The organism is Rhodococcus globerulus (genome assembly GCF_019334125.1).
GTDB classification, from domain to species: domain Bacteria; phylum Actinomycetota; class Actinomycetes; order Mycobacteriales; family Mycobacteriaceae; genus Rhodococcus_F; species Rhodococcus_F globerula.
Map to the genome: position 1 here is coordinate 3,771,136 of NZ_CP079698.1, position 17,910 is coordinate 3,789,045.

Annotated in this window: 14 protein-coding genes; 12 read left to right on the forward strand and 2 right to left on the reverse strand. The window is 61.4% G+C overall.

Annotated features, from left to right (window positions below; genetic code table 11):
* Positions 1 to 128: 128 nt before the first annotated feature.
* Positions 129 to 899, forward strand: a complete 771-nt coding sequence (locus KYT97_RS17165) for an IclR family transcriptional regulator (RefSeq protein WP_116102592.1) — start codon at positions 129 to 131, stop codon at positions 897 to 899.
* Here KYT97_RS17165 and KYT97_RS17170 read toward each other — a convergent pair.
* Positions 896 to 1,834, reverse strand: coding sequence for an AraC family transcriptional regulator (locus KYT97_RS17170; protein WP_033233582.1), 939 nt, complete (start codon positions 1,832 to 1,834; stop codon positions 896 to 898). The genes KYT97_RS17165 and KYT97_RS17170 overlap by 4 nt on opposite strands.
* 272 nt (positions 1,835 to 2,106) lie before the next feature.
* Here KYT97_RS17170 and KYT97_RS17175 point away from each other — a divergent pair, with 272 nt between their 5' ends.
* From KYT97_RS17175 to KYT97_RS17220, 10 genes are all read left to right on the forward strand, one after another.
* Entirely contained in the window at positions 2,107 to 2,676 is a 570-nt protein-coding gene (locus KYT97_RS17175; RefSeq protein WP_033233583.1) for a flavin reductase family protein, read from the forward strand.
* A gap of 11 nt (positions 2,677 to 2,687) precedes the next feature.
* Positions 2,688 to 4,316 carry a 4-hydroxyphenylacetate 3-hydroxylase family protein gene (locus tag KYT97_RS17180; protein WP_033233584.1) on the forward strand — a complete coding sequence of 543 codons (1,629 nt, stop codon included), beginning with the start codon at positions 2,688 to 2,690 and terminating at the stop codon, positions 4,314 to 4,316.
* Between the two features lie 234 nt (positions 4,317 to 4,550).
* Entirely contained in the window at positions 4,551 to 5,948 is a 1,398-nt protein-coding gene (gene benA / locus KYT97_RS17185) for a benzoate 1,2-dioxygenase large subunit (protein ID WP_095887312.1), read from the forward strand.
* A gap of 14 nt (positions 5,949 to 5,962) precedes the next feature.
* Positions 5,963 to 6,472: a benzoate 1,2-dioxygenase small subunit gene (gene benB / locus KYT97_RS17190; protein ID WP_219110303.1), complete on the forward strand. Its 510-nt coding sequence runs from the start codon at positions 5,963 to 5,965 to the stop codon at positions 6,470 to 6,472.
* 28 nt (positions 6,473 to 6,500) lie between these two features.
* Positions 6,501 to 8,816: a benzoate 1,2-dioxygenase electron transfer component BenC gene (gene benC, locus KYT97_RS17195; RefSeq protein ID WP_219110304.1), complete on the forward strand. Its 2,316-nt coding sequence runs from the start codon at positions 6,501 to 6,503 to the stop codon at positions 8,814 to 8,816.
* A gap of 42 nt (positions 8,817 to 8,858) precedes the next feature.
* Positions 8,859 to 10,244, forward strand: a complete 1,386-nt coding sequence (locus tag KYT97_RS17200) for an MFS transporter (protein WP_033233588.1) — start codon at positions 8,859 to 8,861, stop codon at positions 10,242 to 10,244.
* Positions 10,241 to 12,943, forward strand: a complete 2,703-nt coding sequence (locus tag KYT97_RS17205) for a LuxR C-terminal-related transcriptional regulator (protein WP_095887315.1) — start codon at positions 10,241 to 10,243, stop codon at positions 12,941 to 12,943. The genes KYT97_RS17200 and KYT97_RS17205 overlap by 4 nt, the downstream gene beginning before the upstream one ends.
* A gap of 3 nt (positions 12,944 to 12,946) precedes the next feature.
* Positions 12,947 to 14,191, forward strand: a complete 1,245-nt coding sequence (locus KYT97_RS17210) for a benzoate/H(+) symporter BenE family transporter (protein ID WP_033233590.1) — start codon at positions 12,947 to 12,949, stop codon at positions 14,189 to 14,191.
* 74 nt (positions 14,192 to 14,265) lie between these two features.
* A complete protein-coding gene (gene aztD, locus KYT97_RS17215; RefSeq protein ID WP_219110305.1) occupies positions 14,266 to 15,510 on the forward strand; it encodes a zinc metallochaperone AztD in 1,245 nt (414 codons plus the stop codon).
* A 262-nt stretch (positions 15,511 to 15,772) separates the two neighbouring features.
* A complete protein-coding gene (locus KYT97_RS17220; RefSeq protein ID WP_245005854.1) occupies positions 15,773 to 16,312 on the forward strand; it encodes a hypothetical protein in 540 nt (179 codons plus the stop codon).
* 14 nt (positions 16,313 to 16,326) lie between these two features.
* Here the strand turns inward: KYT97_RS17220 and KYT97_RS17225 are convergent, their stop codons facing one another.
* Entirely contained in the window at positions 16,327 to 16,794 is a 468-nt protein-coding gene (locus KYT97_RS17225; RefSeq protein ID WP_219110306.1) for a VOC family protein, read from the reverse strand.
* Between the two features lie 103 nt (positions 16,795 to 16,897).
* On the opposite strand from KYT97_RS17225, the gene KYT97_RS17230 reads away from it, so the two are divergent.
* Entirely contained in the window at positions 16,898 to 17,890 is a 993-nt protein-coding gene (locus KYT97_RS17230; protein WP_219110307.1) for a helix-turn-helix transcriptional regulator, read from the forward strand.
* The last annotated feature ends 20 nt before the right edge of the window (positions 17,891 to 17,910 follow it).

Sequence of the window (17,910 nt, forward strand, 5' to 3'; positions counted from 1 at the left end):
AAGTCTGGTTGTACGCTCTGCGTACATCTGTTACGCTGTGCGTACGCTTGTACTGTGCGCCCAATCACAGACCTTTGTCAACCTTCGGGCGTACTACGTCGACATAACCGCAGCTGAAGGGCTATCCCGTGACCGAGAACGATCGCGATTACATCCAGAGCATCGAGCGTGGATTTGCGGTACTGACGGCATTCGACGAGAAGAATCCCAATCCGTCGCTCGCCGATCTTGCCGCTGAAACAGGGCTCTCCCGCCCTGCCGTGCGGCGCATCCTCCTCACCCTTCAAAAGCTCGGGTACGTCACCGGCAACAACAGTCGGTGGTCGCTCACCCCTCGCGTTCTGAGCATCGGGCAGCACTATTCGGCGTCACACGCCCTGACGGAGGCGGCACTCCCCCGCCTGCTGGAGATCGCAGAACACACTCACGAGTCGGCGTCACTGGGCGTGCTCGACGGCGTCGACGTGGTCTACGCCGCCCGTGTACCCGTCCGCCGGATCATGAGCATCAACGTCAGCGTCGGCACCCGAGTGCCTGCATATGCCACCTCCATGGGCCGCGCCCTGCTCGCGTGGGCGCCAACCGACATCATTGACAACGTCATCGCAAACTCCACGTTCGACGCCCTCACACCCACCACGATCACCGACGAAGGCGCATTCCACACCGCGCTTCGTGTTGTGCGCGAACAGGGCTACGCCCTCACCTCCGAGGAACTCGAAGACGGTTTGATCTCCCTCGCCGCCCCCGTCCGCGATGCCGGCGGAAGCGTCGTCGGCGTGGCAGCGTGTTCGACCTCGGCAGGCAGGACAACCCCGGAAGCTTTCCGCACCGACGTCGCACCGTTCCTCGTCGAGAAGGCAAATCAACTCAGCGCAGACATGGGATACCGGAGCTAACTTCTCAATACTTCAGACGGCAACAGACCGTACTTACGCCGGAATGACGACGCAAACCGTCCGGTGTGCGTAAAACCCCATCTCACAGCAACATCGGTGACCGTCGTCGAGTCGTCGGCATCGCGCAGATCTGCGTGGACCCGTTCGAGACGGATGTCGAGCAGGCATTCCGACGGGCTCCTGCCCACGTACTGCCGAAATCCTTCCTGCAATCTCCGTACGCTGACGCCCGCCACCTCGGCCATCTCCGCTGCGGTCCACACTCTGGCCGGGTCGTCGTGCATCTCGTCGAGTACGCGCTTGACGATGCGCGGCCTGGCGTGTCGCACCGCATCCTCACTTTCGGGCATCGCGGCAAGGACAAACGCCGAGATCACAGCACCGGAGAGCTGACCTGCCACCAGTTCGTTGTGCAGCACTCCAACCGGGCCGAGTATCTGATCCGACAGTGAGCGAACAAATTTCAGCCACCTGGCTCCGTCGTCCCCGCGGAGATCCACTTGATCGGGTAGGCGCATTCCGGGTCGGCCGAGTACCTTCTCCATCTCGCGGTCGAGGTATTCGCGGTCCATCCGGACTCCGACAATCTCGCAGTCCGCGCTCCAACGCGTGATTCTTGTGGTGATGTCGGGTGGACACACCGTCGCCACACCCTCCGTCGAGAACACGTGCGATCCCGCGAACACCGACTCGAGCTCGCCTGAGAGCGGGATGTTCACCCCGTAGGCACCGGGATGATCGGATTCGACTGCGACGTCTGCGCCCCATCGAATATGAGCGATCCGCAGCGGACCCAACTCAGCGGTGCACACCCCTACCCCACTGGCCGCGTGCCGTGACAACGGCGTGAGCGTGTGTGGGAAGTAGGCGTCCGACACCGCATGACATGCCTCGTCCCAGTCCCGCGGAGCTGTACCGATCATGGAATCGACCATCGTCCTTCACCTTCCCAACCCGTGACCAGCCACATTGCCGAGCATGGGCGCTGAACATCATTGAACACTGTGTCCCCGGTCACTTCCAAGGAAAAACGGGTACCGGCCGTGATCGGGTGCGCAATCCGGATAGACACCGCGCTGTACGGATCGACCGAAGGCCGCGCTCGCCGTACGTTCGTCTTCACTCCCGGCGCGAGTCGTCTGCCACTTCCGCCTCCCGCACTTCGCGGCACTCTCACTCACCAGCCATCCGACAAGGAGGTCCGGTCATGGAACAAAATCAACTTCGAGGCATCTTCGGCCAATTCGCCAGCGGCGTCACCGTCATCACCTGCACCAACGCCGACGGTCAGCCACACGGGGCCACGGTCACCGCATTCACGGCAATCTCCCTTGAACCACGCCTGTGCCAGATAACGATGACGCGAAAGTCCAAGGCGTGCGGCTACCTCGGCAACGCGCCGTTTGCCGTGAACATCCTTGCCTCCGACCAAGTAGACACGGCCATGCATTTTGCGGGCCGGCCACAGCGCACCGAGCCGCGATGGATCGACGGACCGACCGCTCCCCTGCTCGACGGCGCCGCAGCAACCATCTCGTGCATCCCGTGGAAGGAGTACGACGGCGGTGATCACATCATCTTCATCGGCGAGATCGTGGACGCACAGTCCAGCGGCAAGGATCCACTCCTCTTCTACCGAAGCACTTTTCACGATCTAGGCGCTACCTCGTCGACCACCGTCTGGAACGGCAGTCAGGACGACCCGCACAGCGGGTGGTTCGACGCCACCACTTCCTTCACTCCAATTCATCTTCAGCCCGCACCTCAAACGATCTGAAAGGCTTTGCCATGACGACCACCGAAATTCCTCCCACCGGCGTCGACCCCGCAGATTCCGGAGCGCCACAGGCCAATCCGGCCGCCGATTGCGAAGCCAACCGCACGAAGAACTTCGCCACCCGGCCGATGACCGGCGACGAGTACATCTCGAGCCTGCAGGACGGTCGCGAGATCTGGCTCCACGGAGATCGTGTCAAGGACGTCACGACGCATCCCGCTTTCCGGAATCCGATCCGTATGACCGCAAGGCTGTACGACGCTCTGCACACCGGCGAGCACGTGGACGCCCTGACTGTTCCGACCGACACGGGCAACGGCGGTGTCACCATGCCGTTCTTCCGCACCCCGACGTCGTCGGCTGATCTGCTCAAAGAGCGCGACGCCATCGCGACGTGGGCTCGTATGACCTACGGCTGGATGGGCCGCTCCCCCGACTACAAGGCAAGTTTCCTGGGAACCCTCCACGCCAACAAGGAGTTGTACGCACCGTTCCAGGACAACGCCGAGCGCTGGTACCGCGAATCGCAGGAGAAGGTTCTGTACTGGAACCACGCGATCATCAATCCCCCTGTGGATCGCCAACTTCCACCGGACGAGGTCGGCGACGTCTTCATGAAGGTGGAGAAGGAAACCGACGCCGGTTTGATCGTCAGCGGCGCCAAGGTTGTTGCCACCGGGTCGGCGATCACCAACTACAACTTCATTGCTCACTACGGTCTGCCGATCAAGAAGAAGCAGTTCGCCCTGATCTGCACGGTACCGATGGACGCGCCGGGCGTGAAACTGATCTGCCGCACCTCGTACACCGAACATGCCGCGGTGATGGGCAGTCCGTTCGACTACCCGCTGTCGAGCCGCATGGACGAGAACGACACCATCTTCGTCTTCGACAAGGTGCTGGTGCCGTGGGAGAACGTCTTCATGTACGGCGACGTCGACCGGATCAACGCATTCTTCCCTCAATCGGGGTTCCTGCCGCGCTTCACCTTTCAGGGCTGCACTCGCCTGGCTGTCAAGCTCGACTTCATCGCCGGCCTGTTGATGAAGGCACTCGAAGCCACCGGCGCCGGTGGCTTCCGCGGAGTCCAGACCCGTGTCGGCGAAGTGATCGGCTGGCGAAACCTCTTCTGGTCGTTGACCGAATCGATGGCACGCGATCCCGAACAGTGGGTCGGCGATTCGGTGATCCCGAAGCTCGAATACGGCCTCACCTATCGAATGTTCATGATCCAGGGGTACCCGCGGATCAAGGAGATCATCGAACAGGACGTCGCGTCGGGCCTGATCTACCTGCCGTCGAGCTCACTCGACTTCAAGAGCCCGGACGTGCGCCCGTACCTCGACAAGTACGTTCGCGGTTCCGACGGGATCACCGCCGTCGACCGTGTCAAAGTCATGAAGGCTCTGTGGGATTCGATCGGAACCGAGTTCGGCGGACGACATGAGCTGTACGAGCGGAATTACTCGGGTAACCACGAGAACGTCAAGGCGGAACTCCTCTTCGCCGCGCAGAATCGTGGGCACGCCAGTTCCATGAAAGGCCTGGCGGAACAGTGCCTGAGTGAATACGACCTCGACGGCTGGACGGTTCCGGACTTGATCGGCAACGACGACGTCTCGTTCTTCAAGAACCGGTAACTCCCGCCACCGTCAGGGCGGACTCGCGGTGCCGAGTCCGCCCTGACGGCAGGACCACGTTCACGAACACCATGCCCTGGGTCAGGACTAGGCATATGCCTAGTGTGACCTGCAACACAGAATGTCAAGGTGAATCCAGTACCGGACGCAGCCCCGTCCGGAAAACAGGCCCCAAGCAGATACCGACAGCCCTCGGTAATCGCAGCTGGTCGCCTAGTCGAGCTGGAGGACCCCATGACAGATATGTTGGACGCTGCTCAGAGCACAGACAAATACGCGAAAATGCGCGCTGCCCTCGACGACGCTCTCGTCGAGGACCCGGAGACCGGCCGCTACCAGGTACGGCGCAGCGTCTTCACGGACGAGCAGCTGTTCGACCTCGAGATGACCCACATTTTCGAGGGCAATTGGATCTACCTCGCGCACGAGAGTCAGATCCCCAACGTCGGCGACTACTTCACCACCTACATGGGCCGTCAGCCCATCGTCATCACCCGAAACAAGGATGGCGAACTCGGCGCACTGATCAATGCCTGCAGCCACCGCGGCGCGATGCTCTGCCGCCGCAAGACAGATAACCGAACCACCTTCACCTGCCCGTTCCACGGATGGACGTTCAACAACAGTGGAAAGCTCCTCAAGGCCAAGGACGCTCGGACCGGCGGCTACCCGGAACAGTTCAACAAGGACGGCTCACACGACCTGACCAAGGTCGCACGATTCGAAAATTATCGAGGGTTCCTCTTCGGCAGCCTCAATCCGGACGTCCTGCCCCTCGAAGAACATCTCGGTGACACCACGAAGGTGATCGACATGATCGTCGACCAGTCACCCGACGGACTCGAAGTGCTGCGCGGCGCCTCCACCTACACGTACGACGGCAACTGGAAGTTGCAGACCGAGAACGGCGCTGACGGCTACCACGTGTCCTCGACGCACTGGAACTACGCCGCCACCACAGCCCGCCGCACCGCCGGAGAATCGGCCAACGAAACCAAGGCGATGGACGCCGGTACCTGGGGTAAGCAGGGCGGCGGATACTTCTCCTACGACTACGGACACCTCCTTCTGTGGATGTGGTGGGGCAATCCCGAAGACCGCCCACTGTTCGAGCGTAAAGCGGAGCTGGAGGCTCAGTTCGGTTCCAAGAAGGCCGAATTCATGGTTGGTGCGTCAAGGAACCTCTGCCTCTATCCGAACGTCTACCTCATGGATCAGTTCAGCAGTCAGATCCGGCACTTCCGCCCGATCTCTGTTGACCAGACCGAAGTCACGATCTACTGCATCGCACCCAAGGGCGAAAGTGCCGCAGCCCGAAGCAACCGCATCCGTCAGTACGAGGACTTCTTCAATGCAAGCGGCATGGCCACCCCGGACGACCTCGAAGAGTTCCGGTCCTGCCAGAAGACCTATCAGGCCGCCGGTGCGCCGTGGAATGATCTGAGCCGTGGTGTGACACACCAAATTTCCGGACCCAATGACGTTGCCAAGGACCTAGGCATGGACCGCGTTCTCTCCAGCGGATCCAAGACCGAGGACGAAGGCCTGTACCCGATTCAGCACGGCTACTGGCGCGACGCCATGATCGCCGCGGTCGATGCCGAACAAGCCGCTTCTGCCCGGACCAACTGAGGATCTCGATCACCATGACACTAGCAACCGCCAATGCCGTCACACTCGAATCCGTGCAGCAGTTCCTCTACCGCGAAGCCCGCTATCTCGACGATCGTGAATTCGAGAAGTGGATCGAGTGCTACCACCCCGATTCCGAGTACTGGATGCCCGCCTGGGCCGACGACGGTGAACTGACTACCGATCCGCAGGCGGAAATCTCATTGATCTACTACCCCAACCGGGGCGGCATCGAAGATCGCGTATTTCGCATCCGCACCGATCGTTCCAGCGCGACAAGTCTTCCCGAGCCCCGCACCGGCCACAACATCACCAACGTGGAAGTGGTCGAAGAGCGCGGCTCCGTGGTTGACGTCCGCTTCAACTGGTTCACGCTGTACTTCCGCTACAACACCGTCGACACCTACTTCGGCACCTCGCATTACACGATCGATTTCTCGGGCGAGCAGCCGTTGATCCTGAAGAAGAAGGTAGTCCTCAAGAACGACTACATCCATCATGTTGTCGACATCTATCACTTCTGACGTTTACGATCGAATCGAGCTGTTCCCCATGACCTTTCAAATAGCATTGAGTTTCGAGGATGGCATCACCCGCTTCGTCGAATGCAACACCGACGAAACTGTCGCCGACGCCTCCTACCGCGCCCGGATCAACATCCCCCTCGACTGCCGCGACGGAGCCTGCGGCACATGCAAGTCGCTGTGCGAGTCAGGCACTTTCGACGCCGGCGACTACATCGAGGAGGCACTCACGGACGACGAGGCCGAGCAGGGATACTGCCTGCCGTGCCAGATGGTGCCGGAATCCGACCTCGTACTGCAGATCCCCACCACCTCCGCCGTGGCCAAGACTGCTGCCGGTTCGTACACGTCCACCATCACCGAGATCGTTCGCCACTCGGATTCGACTGTCGGCTTCACCGTCTCGGTCGACAATCGCGCAGATCTGGTCTTCCTTCCCGGTCAGTACGTGAACATCCTCGTTCCGGGAACCGAAGCAACACGCTCGTACTCGTTCAGCACCGGCCCCGCCGTCGAGTCGGCGTCGTTTCTGGTCAAGATCACGCCGGGCGGGCTGATGTCCGACTATCTCAGTCTGCGAGCACAGGTCGGTGACACACTGGAATTGACCGGCCCGATGGGCAGTTTCTTCCTGCGTAGCGGGCAGCGACGCGCACTCCTGCTCGCCGGGGGAACGGGTTTGGCTCCACTGCTCTCGATCCTGGAGAAAATGCAGACCGACGGTGTGACTCGACCCGTTCACTTGATTTACGGTGTGAACTCAGACCTCGATCTGGTCGAACTGGAGAAGCTGAGTGCGTACGCAGCATCGTTGCCGCAGTTCACCTTCGACTACTGCGTATCCGATCCCGGCAGCGCAGCGCCGAACAAGGGGTACGTCACGAGCTTGATCGAACCGGGTCATCTCGACGGCGGAGACGTCGACGTCTACCTGTGCGGCCCGCCGCCGATGGTCGAAGCCGTTCGCCAGCACTTCAAGAACGTGTCGATCACACCCACGAACTTCTACTTCGAGAAGTTCAACAGCGCGGCGACCCCGGCTGATTCACCGGCAAGCTCGATCGAAGAAACGGCAGCCGACACGTACGAGATCGGTGAAGAACACCTGCCTGTCGCGGAATCGGACGCACAGTTCGACGCCCGGATGGCGCTCGAACTCGGCGCATTGGAACTCACGATCGGGCGCCTTACTCCGGCACAGTTGACGGAGTACCGCATTCTGGCGGAGAACTCGGCAACCTCCATCGACCGCGACCACTTCACGGACGCAGCGGCATTCACCGAAACCAACGCCCTCTTCCACGACTTCCTCTTCCGCTGCACCGGCAACGACATACTGCTGCAGGCCTACCAACGTCTCGAGGTCACGCAGCTGATGAACCGAGTACTCCGGACCGCGGACTGGGTGGACGAACATGTCGCAGAGGATCACTCACGCATCGTGCGCGCATTCGAGCAGAATGATCGCGCCGCGGCCCGTGAGCTGATCGTTCAGCACAGCAAACACGCGAAGTCGACGATGCGACGTGCCATCACCGACGCTCGGGTCAGTGTGGCGTCGGTGATGGCACGTTACTTCTCCGGCCGGTTCGACGATCGGGTCGTTGTCGTCACCGGAGCGGCCCAGGGGATCGGGCGCAGCGTAGCCGAAAGAATCTCCGCCGAAGGCGGTTCCGTTGTTCTCGTGGACCGAGCAGAGCTGGTCCACGAGATTGCGGCACCGTTGGATCGTTCCCATTCGGTGACCGCAGATCTCGAGACCTTCGAAGGTGCCCAGCACGCAATAGATTCCGCGCTGAGACACTTCGGACACGTCGACGTACTGGTCAACAATGTCGGCGGCACAATCTGGGCAAAACCATACGAGCATTACACCCCGGAGCAGATCCATGCCGAAGTCACGCGTTCGTTGTTCCCCACCCTGTGGACGTGCCGGGCATTGCTACCCCACTTGATCGAACGGGCGAGCGGAACCATCGTCAACGTCTCCTCAGTCGCTACCCGGGGCGTCAACCGTGTTCCATACGCTGCGGCCAAGGGCGGAGTCAGCGCCATCACCGCGGCACTGGCGATGGAAGTCGCGCAGTACGGAATACGAGTCGTGGCAACAGCTCCCGGTGGAACGGAAGCGCCACCTCGCGTCGTGGCCCGCGGCCCCGGTGCACAGACCGACGAAGAGAAACTCTGGTACCAACAGATCGTCGACCAGACCGTCGACTCGTCACTACTCAAGCGTTACGGCACCCTCGACGAACAAACTGCCGCCATAACCTTCCTTGCCTCCGATGAGGCGTCGTACGTCACCGGAACGGTCCTTCCCGTTGCCGGCGGCGACCTCGGCTGAGCGAGTCACCCCAATTCCTGATCTCTCGAACGGAGATTTGTCATGTCCTCGATCGAACGCGGTTCCTGGGCCAGCGCCCGCCATCGCTCTTCAGTGCTGTGGGTAGTCACCATCGCAGCCATCGCCATCTTGTTCGACGGATACGACCTCGTCGTATACGGCACGATTCTGCCCGTCCTGATGGACGATCCCGGCCACATCGGAGTGCTTTCTGCCTCTCAAGCTGGAGCATTGGGCTCGTACGCCCTTGTCGGAGTCATGGTGGGTGCGTTGACGTGCGGCGCAATCGGTGACTACTTCGGACGCCGAAAGATGATGCTGATCAACATCGTCTGGTTCTCGGTCGGCATGGCGCTGGCGGCGTTTGCGACCAGCATCACCACCTTCGGGCTCCTGCGATTCTTCACCGGCATCGGCGTCGGCGGACTGGTTGCCACTGCCGGAGCAATGATCGCCGAGTTCGCCCCGCCAGGGCGTCGAAATCTGTTCAACGCCATCGTGTACAGCGGCGTCCCGGCCGGCGGCGTCATGGCGTCGATCCTGGCAATCATTCTTCGTGATTCCATTGGATGGCGGGGACTCTTTCTCATCGGCGCACTTCCGTTGATCATCCTGTTTCCGCTTGCGTGGTTCAAACTTCCCGAATCTCCCGCGTGGCTCGTCGCCCGCGGTCGGAGTGACGAAGCTCGGGCAATTTCCTCGAAAACCGGAATTCCCCTGCCCGTTATCGCCACTAGCCCCGCCGATTCGCCCGCAGAGCGAGTCGGCTTCCGAGCCTTGGCCAGCAAGCAATATGTTTGGGGCACAGCACTACTGGGCCTCATGAGTTTTGCCGGTCTTCTTCTGACCTACGGACTGAACACCTGGCTGCCCAAAATCATGGAGAACGCCGGATACAACGCCAAGGGTTCACTCTCGTTCCTGCTGGTCCTCAACGGCGGCGCGATCATCGGCGGACTACTGGCGTCGCGGATCGCCGACATCACCGGGCCCCAGCGGGTTGTCGCAACCACTTTCGGTTTGGCCGCATTAGCACTCCTGCTGTTCACGTTCGGCTTCCCGCTACCCGTCCTTCTCGCATCTGTTGCGATCGCCGGGGTCGGCACAATCGGAACTCAGGTGCTCATCTACGGATTTGTCTCCAACTACTATTCGACGGCGGCCCGAGCGGCCGGCGTCGCGTGGTGCGCAGGCTTCGGCCGTCTCGGCGGCATCTTCGGCCCGCTGATCGGTGGAAGCTTGATCAGTGCCGGTATCAGTTCCGAGTCCGCGTTCTACGTGTTTGCCGGTATCGCCGTGCTTGGCTCCATCGTGACCTTCTTCGTACCTAAGCAGGCCCCAGATCTCGATACTGCCGCAACTCCTGCCGCAGAGGTCCGATCGGAAAACGAATCTCGCGGTGAGCCCGGCGTTACGGTAGTCAGGTGACACTTCGGGACGTGCTGGTGGGCCGAGAACGCGAACTGAGCGTTCTCGGCCAGGCATTGGCTGCGGCGAAGGCAGGCACTCCGTCCCTCGTTCTCGTAGAGGGCGATGCGGGCAGTGGCAAGTCCACTCTGGTCAGCCGGTTCTCCGAAATATCGGCGCAGCACACTCTTCGATCCGCTCGCGGATTGGAGTGGGAGTCTCAGACGCCGTTCGGGGTCGTCACACAACTACTCGACCATCCGGTGTCGGTCCACGATCCCGTCGTCATTGCCCAAGAGATTCTCGACAGCACTGACCAGTTGACCATGGTGGTCGTCGACGACGCCCACCACAGCGATGTCGGCTCACTTCAGGCGATTACTTCAGCGCTCCATCGAGGTCGGGGCGCGCAACTCTTGGTTGTGCTCGTCGTCGAGGATTCACCGCACATCAACGCCGAGGTCCGGCGCATTCTCGAACTTCACTGGTCGCAGCGACTGCACATCAGCGCCCTCGACGCCGCTGCCGTCATCGACATCGCCCGGGTTCGCAACGGAATTGATCTCAGTTCCGGCGTCGCGCTCCAACTTCAGGAGTTCACAGCGGGCAACACACTCGACGTCGTCTCGCTACTCGACGAATTGCCGCCGACGTACTGGACTCAGTGGCACCGCACCTTGCCTGTTCCCCGCTATCGCGCAGCGTCGATCGCAGGCACACTTGCGCTGTGCTCCGAGGGTGCACGCACTTTGGTCGAAGCCGCCGCGATCCTCGGGCGCAGCACGACGTTGTCGCACCTCGCTCAACTAGCCGAAGTCGACGACATCGTCAGCGCGCTGGACAACGCCTTTGGTTGCGGTCTTCTCACCGTGCACGAGCAGCGCGGCAGCACCGAAGTATCCGTTCGAGGAAAGATGGTTGCCGCTGCCGTGAGCGCCACCTTAGGACCTACCCGACTGCACCAACTGCATTGTCGCGCAGCTGAGATCGCCTGGGGAGACGGCGAGCGGTTGTTCCATCTGGCTGCCGCCGCTACGACGCACGACGAAGCACTGGCCTCAGAACTGGTGACCTACGCCGAGCTCCGGGCAACCGACGGCGCGTGGTCCGAGGTGGCCGACGCAATGGTCACCGCCAGCCGTCTCACCACCAGCAGAAGCGACCACGAGACTCGACTACTGAGGGGAATTGACGCGCTGACCGGTGCTGGCGATATTCCACACGCCATGGACTTCGTTCCCGAAATCGAGAGTATTACGCGCGGACCGCTGCGCGACGCCGTCCTCGGATACCTCGCGATTCACCGGGGACGCCCAACCGAAGCTGCTGACCTACTGACTCGCGCTTGGAGCAGTTGCCCTGCGGATCTCGATCCCGCAGTCGCGGCAATGATCGCCCAGCGAATGGTCCTGCATTCTCTGGCCAGACTCGACGGCGCTGCTTTGGTCCAGTGGGTCGACCGTGCAGTCGAATTGGTCGGTCCGTCAGATCCTGCCGCAGTGGAGTCCGAAGCGATAAAGGGCCTCGGACTGGGTGCCACCGGACACACCGAACAGGCGCTCGCGGCCTACGAATCACTGTCGGACCGCATCCGGCCCGGCGCTCAAGCTCAGCGATTCCAGATGGGCCGCGGTTGGCTCGAGCTGGCAGTGGATCATCCCGAGGCGGCTCGTCGCGATCTCGAAAGCGCAGTGTCCACTGAATTTTCCAGCGGCTCGGCGCGTATCTCGCTGTGGGCGCAGGCCTGGCTTGCCCGCACACAGTTCGCCTTGGGGGCGTGGGACGACGCACTGTCGACGATCGACAGTGCCGCCGCGCAAGTCGATCGTTTCGAAATCGACATCGTCCGACCGTTGGTGCATTGGTCCGGGGCACAAATTCACGCGCTTCGCGGAAACTGGGACCTGGCCCGCAATCACGTGCGCCGCGCGCATGTTGGTGCACATTCCTACGAAATCATGTACGTTCCTTCGCTTCTCGCCCGGGCACAATTCTCCGAAGCTGCGGCCGACTACGCCGATGTACTGGCAGCGCTGACGCCCCTGACCTCGAGCACGTCACAACAGTGGCTCGACGAACCCGGGTTCTGGCCGTGGGTCGATCTCTATGCGAATGCTCTCGTGATGGTCGGTCGGGTCGACGACGCCGATACCTTCCTCCAACCACACGAGAAGACCGCACGCATTCGCGGGCACCGTTCTGCCACAGCACGTCTTGGATATGTTCGTGGCAGAATCCATGGAGCCCGAAGCGAACTCGGCGCCGCCAGAAACTGTTTCGACGACGCGCTTCTCAGCCTCGAGGACCTGCCACTCCCCTACGACCGTGCCCGAATCAATTTTGCCTACGGCCAAACTCTCCGGAGAGCCGGCAAACGCGCAGAGGCAGACGTCGTACTGAGGGACGCACGCGAGCTCTACTACGCGCTGGGCGCAGCGACATACGTCGAGCGTTGTGAGCGTGAGCTGCGTGCCGGCGGGTTGAACCTTTCACGTATGGACAAGGGAATCACCGATCTGACCCCACAAGAGCGAGCCGTTGCGGATCTTGTCGCTGCCGGCAAGTCCAACAAGGAAGCTGCGGGCGAATTGTTTCTCTCTGTCAAGACAATCCAGTATCACCTCACTCGTGCGTACGCAAAGCTCGGACTGCGCTCTCGTAGCGAACTTGCGGCGCTCTTTCGTGAACGCGAACTTGGCGATCCACACCAGGAGACCTGAAACATGTCGAATACCTCGACAATTGCACCCACTCGTGTCATCACCGAGCCGCTACCCCAACCTCTCTACAGTCCTCGGCGCGTTTTGCGAGACTTCGGCGGAACATACGGCGCAAACGCAGTTATCGGGATTGTCTTCTCTGCCACCGGCCCAGTAGCGGTCATCCTTGCTGCCGGCTTGGCCGGCGGGCTGAGCCAATCACAATTGGCCTCTTGGATTTTCGGCGCCTTCTTCGTCAACGGAATCTTGACGATCACCGCGTCCTGGCTGTACCGGCAACCACTGGCGTTTTTCTGGACGATTCCCGGAACCGTCGTCGTCGGCGCGTCCCTGCATCATCTTCCGTGGGAGCAGGCGATCGGAGCATTCTTTGCAACGGGCGTTCTGATCTTGCTGCTGGGATTGACGGGGTGGATCACACCGATCATGAATGCACTCCCCATGCCCATCGTCATGGCAATGGTGGCAGGCGTTTTCCTTCACTTCGGTACCGACCTGGTAGAGGCGCCCGCCCACGACGCCGCCATTGCACTGCCGATGATCGTCACCTTTGTTGCACTCAGCGCCTTCGCGAAACTGGGAAGGTATATCCCTCCCGTTCTCGGTGCCTTGATTGTCGGGGTGGTGGTCGTTCTCGCGACCGGACGGTTCGCACCTACCGGCGGCGATCACGAATGGTTTGCGCACCCAGTGCTGTCCACACCGGCATGGTCGTGGCAGGCAATGATCGAACTTGTTGTGCCGCTGGCGATCACCGTGGTCGTTGTGCAGAACGGCCAAGGGATCGCAGTCCTGCGAGCGGCCGGACATCAACCGCCGATCGGCAGCGCAACGATTGCGTGTGGCGTGTTCTCACTCGTGAACGCGGCGGTGGGATGCGTGTCAACCTGCCTGACCGGGCCAACCAATGCTCTCCTGTCAGCATCCGGGGAACGAACACGGCAGTACACCGCCGGCATCTTCTGTGGGGTACTCGCGGTTGTCTTCGGCCTTTTTGCCCCGACCTTCGTGTCGATGATGCTGGGCACGCCCGCTGCGTTCATCGTGACACTTGGCGGATTGGCAATGCTGAAGGCATTGCAAGGAGCTTTCGTCACCGCATTCGGGTCGCGATTCACCTTCGGTGCGTTGATCGCATTCCTCGTGACGATCTCCGACGTCGAACTGTTCAATATTGGCGGTGCATTCTGGGGACTCGTGGTGGGAGTGATCGCCTCACGCATCCTCGAGCGCTCCGACTACTCCTGAAGACTGCCCTGACATGCGAATATTCGCATGTACGACTTTGACAATCATTTACATTAAGCAGTAGATCTATACCCATGCACCTCACTACCCGCGTATCGCGGCGCCTCACTCTGGCCACATCAGTGGGCCTCTCACTTGCCCTTGTCACAGGATGTTCCTCCGACACCACGGACGCGGCGGAGGCAACAACCACCGCCGCGTCGTCAGCACCGAATGAACAAGCTTCGGCAACACCACGTCTCGCAATCTCCTACGACGGCGGCGTCCTGGTACTGGACGCAACCTCCCTCGATGTCGTCGGCGAAACCGCGATCGAGGGCTTCACGCGACTCAACCCGGCCGGCGACGGTCGGCATGTCATGATCTCCGCCGGCGAAGCGTTCAAGGTGCTCGACACCGGCACGTGGTCGTCGGCACATGGTGACCATTCCCATTACTACACAGCCGATCCCGCGATGTCGGACGTCGAGTTCGCAGCCAACGAGCCCGGACACGTTGTACGACATGCCGGAAAAACTGTCCTCTTCAATGACGGCTCGGGCCTGGTCGAAATCTTCGATCCCGTCCAATTGGCCAAGCGTCAGCCACGCGTCGAGACCTACACAACCCCGGAACCCCATCACGGGGTGGCTGTCGCACTCGTCGACGGAAGCCTGTTGACCACCATTGGAAACTCCGAGTCCCGCAACGGAATTGCAGTGCTCGATACCAACCGCGCGGAGGTCCTGCGCAACGAGCAGTGCCCCGGCGTCCACGGTGAAGCCGTTGCAGCAGACGAGACGATCGTGCTGGGCTGCCAGGACGGCCTGCTCGTGTACAAGAACGGCGCGATCACCAAGGTCCAGAGCCCCGATGCGTACGGCCGCATCGGCAACCAGGCCGGTTCCGAAGAGTCGGACATCGTGCTCGGTGACTACAAGACCGATCCTGACGCCGAACTCGAACGACCACAACGAATCTCGCTCACCAATACCACCACGTCGGAACTGAAGCTCGTTGATCTCGGCACCAGCTACACCTTCCGATCACTCGGTCGCGGACCGCACGGCGAGGCCCTTGTTCTCGGGACCGACGGCGCTATCCACGTCATCGACCCGAACACCGGCGCAGTGACCAAGAAGATTGCCGTCATCGGCGAGTGGACCGAACCCACTGAATGGCAGGAGCCCAGGCCCATCCTGTTCACACTGGACCACACCGCCTATGTCACCGACCCCGCGTCGAAGAAGCTGATCGCCGTCGACCTCGAAGACGGCAGCATCCTGACCGAAACCACACTCGATCACACCCCGAACGAATTGACCGGCGTCACTGGCTGATTCGGATTTCACTTCTGCCCCCGTCTCACACCGAGGTGGGGGCCGAAGCCGTCTTCCGAGCACGGATTCCGAACGGCATGTCGACCACCAGCCACATTTACACCGAAGCCACCGGCGAATACAGCGTTCGGCAGGTTATTCAGATTTCAGCAACCGAAGATGAACAGCCCAGATCCATTTGATTCCTCTTCTTCAGAAAGTTACCGACGACGAGACCACAGGGGAAGCCTCGAATCGCGACGGGATTGTTAGTGTCGAGGACGTGCTCACACATGGATTGACGGTGGACGGCCAACCAACGCTCGAACACATTGATTTCGCCGTTTTGGATTCCTTTCGATTCCCGGATGGGGACGGCTTCCCCGCTTCATATCGTGCATTTATCCGGCATGCAGGTTGGGCGCGGTCCTTCGGACTCTGGCTCATCTACCCGCCCGTGCATCCCGGATTTGCCGATGGCTGGCAAGGGCGCGCAGGGTATCTCACCGCGAACCTCCATTCCGCCTACCGAGAGGGTCACAGCGAGGAGTTCGATTGGATGGTCGAACCCGACGGCGATTGGTCGCTCCCCGCCTCGCTGCACGTATTCGGATTGAGCGAGAACGGCGACGCTCTGCTGTGGGATACAACATCGCGCGGCACCGACGGGGAGTTCCCAGTCTGGGAATCACGCTCACTCAACTCTCTCCACCGACTCGGCGACAGTCTCTCCGAAGCACTTCCGTCCATCCGCGCGCGAGCTTTGAGCTTGTTCGGACCGCGCACTTACGACATCGAACCACTCCCTCCGATCCCACTCTGAAGCACGAGGAGTAACTACGCCGGGCTTTCCGCGGCGGAGACGTCGAGGATCCAGGTCACCCCGAATGCATCGGTGAGCATGCCGAAACCGGGGCTCCACGCTGCCGCGGCGAGGCCCTCGACGATGGATGCGCCGGCCGAGAGCTTGGCCCAGTAATTCTGCACCTCTTCGAGGGTCTCCCCGCGAACGGAGACGAAGAACGGTTGGTCGGTGATCGTGGTGCCGTTCTCGCGGTGCGTCGAACCGGCATTGCCTGCCGAACCGCCCGACTGCCCTGGGATGTCGTACGCCATCACGCGAAAGCCGTCCTCAGTCTCGATCTGGCCGAATACGACGCCCTGCGCGCCTGGCACGTCTTTGGGCATCCCGAAGTCGCCATAGGTTGCAATTGTGACCTGGCCACCGAAGACGGACTGGTAGAACTCCAGGGCCGTTCGGGCGTCGCCGCGAAAGTTGAGGTGGGTCGTTGTCTTGATGCTCATGCCTGCTCCTAGTAAGAACGCTGTCCGGCTTCCTTCTTGACGACTGCCACTCTCACAGGCGTCTAGGACGGTTTTTGTCCTAGACTCGAACTAATCTCGTGAGATGGCGACCACGTCCCGGCTCTTGAATCTGCTGTCCCTGTTGCAGACCAGGCGTGACTGGCCAGGCGCCCTACTCTCCGAGCGGCTCGACGTCAGTCATCGCACGGTCCGCCGCGACATCGACCGGCTGCGGGAAATGGGCTACAACATTGCGGCAACCATGGGCCCGGACGGCGGATACCGACTCGATGCGGGCAGTGAGCTGCCTCCCCTGCTGTTCGACGACGATCAAGTCATCGCGTTGGCTGTTGCCCTGCAGGCGGCGACCATGACCGGCGCCGGAATCGAAGAGGGTGCAGTTCGTGCTCTGACCACCGTGCGGCAAGTGATGCCGTCGCGTCTGCGCCATCGGCTCGACGCTCTCACCTTCACTACGATTTCGGCCGGCCCCGGTGACACGGCGTCCGACTCCGTGTCACCGGAGGTACTCGTTGCGATGTCCACAGCGATCCGCGCTCTCGAAGTGCTCCGTTTCGATTATGCGAGCGACCGCCCGGCCGACAGTTCAACCGATAACGGCGAACCAGCGCCCCCACGCCGGGTGGAGCCGCATCATCTCGTGACCTCCAATCGTCGCTGGTACCTCGTCGCGTGGGATCTCGAGAGAGACGAATGGCGAATCTTCCGCGCCGATCGAATCGCCCCGCGCACCCCGAACGGCCCCCGTTTCATGCCGAGGGAGATCCCCGGCGGCGACGTAACCGAATACGTGTCCGGGCGCTTCAAAGGCTCGGAACAAACCAACAAGTGGCCTTGCCATGGCAAGGTCATTCTCCATCGGCCGGCCAGTTACGTTCTCCCCTTTGCCGGGGACGGCATCGTCGAAGATCTTGGCCCCGACCGGTGCAGTCTCGAAGCCGGATCATGGTCCTGGGTGGCTCTCGCAGCATCTCTCAACCGATTCGACACCGACATCGATGTCGTCGGACCAGCAGAACTGACCCGCGCCTTTGCGCAACTCGCCGCCCGCAACGCTGCGACCGCTGCGAATTAGATGCTCTCCCCGGCGACATG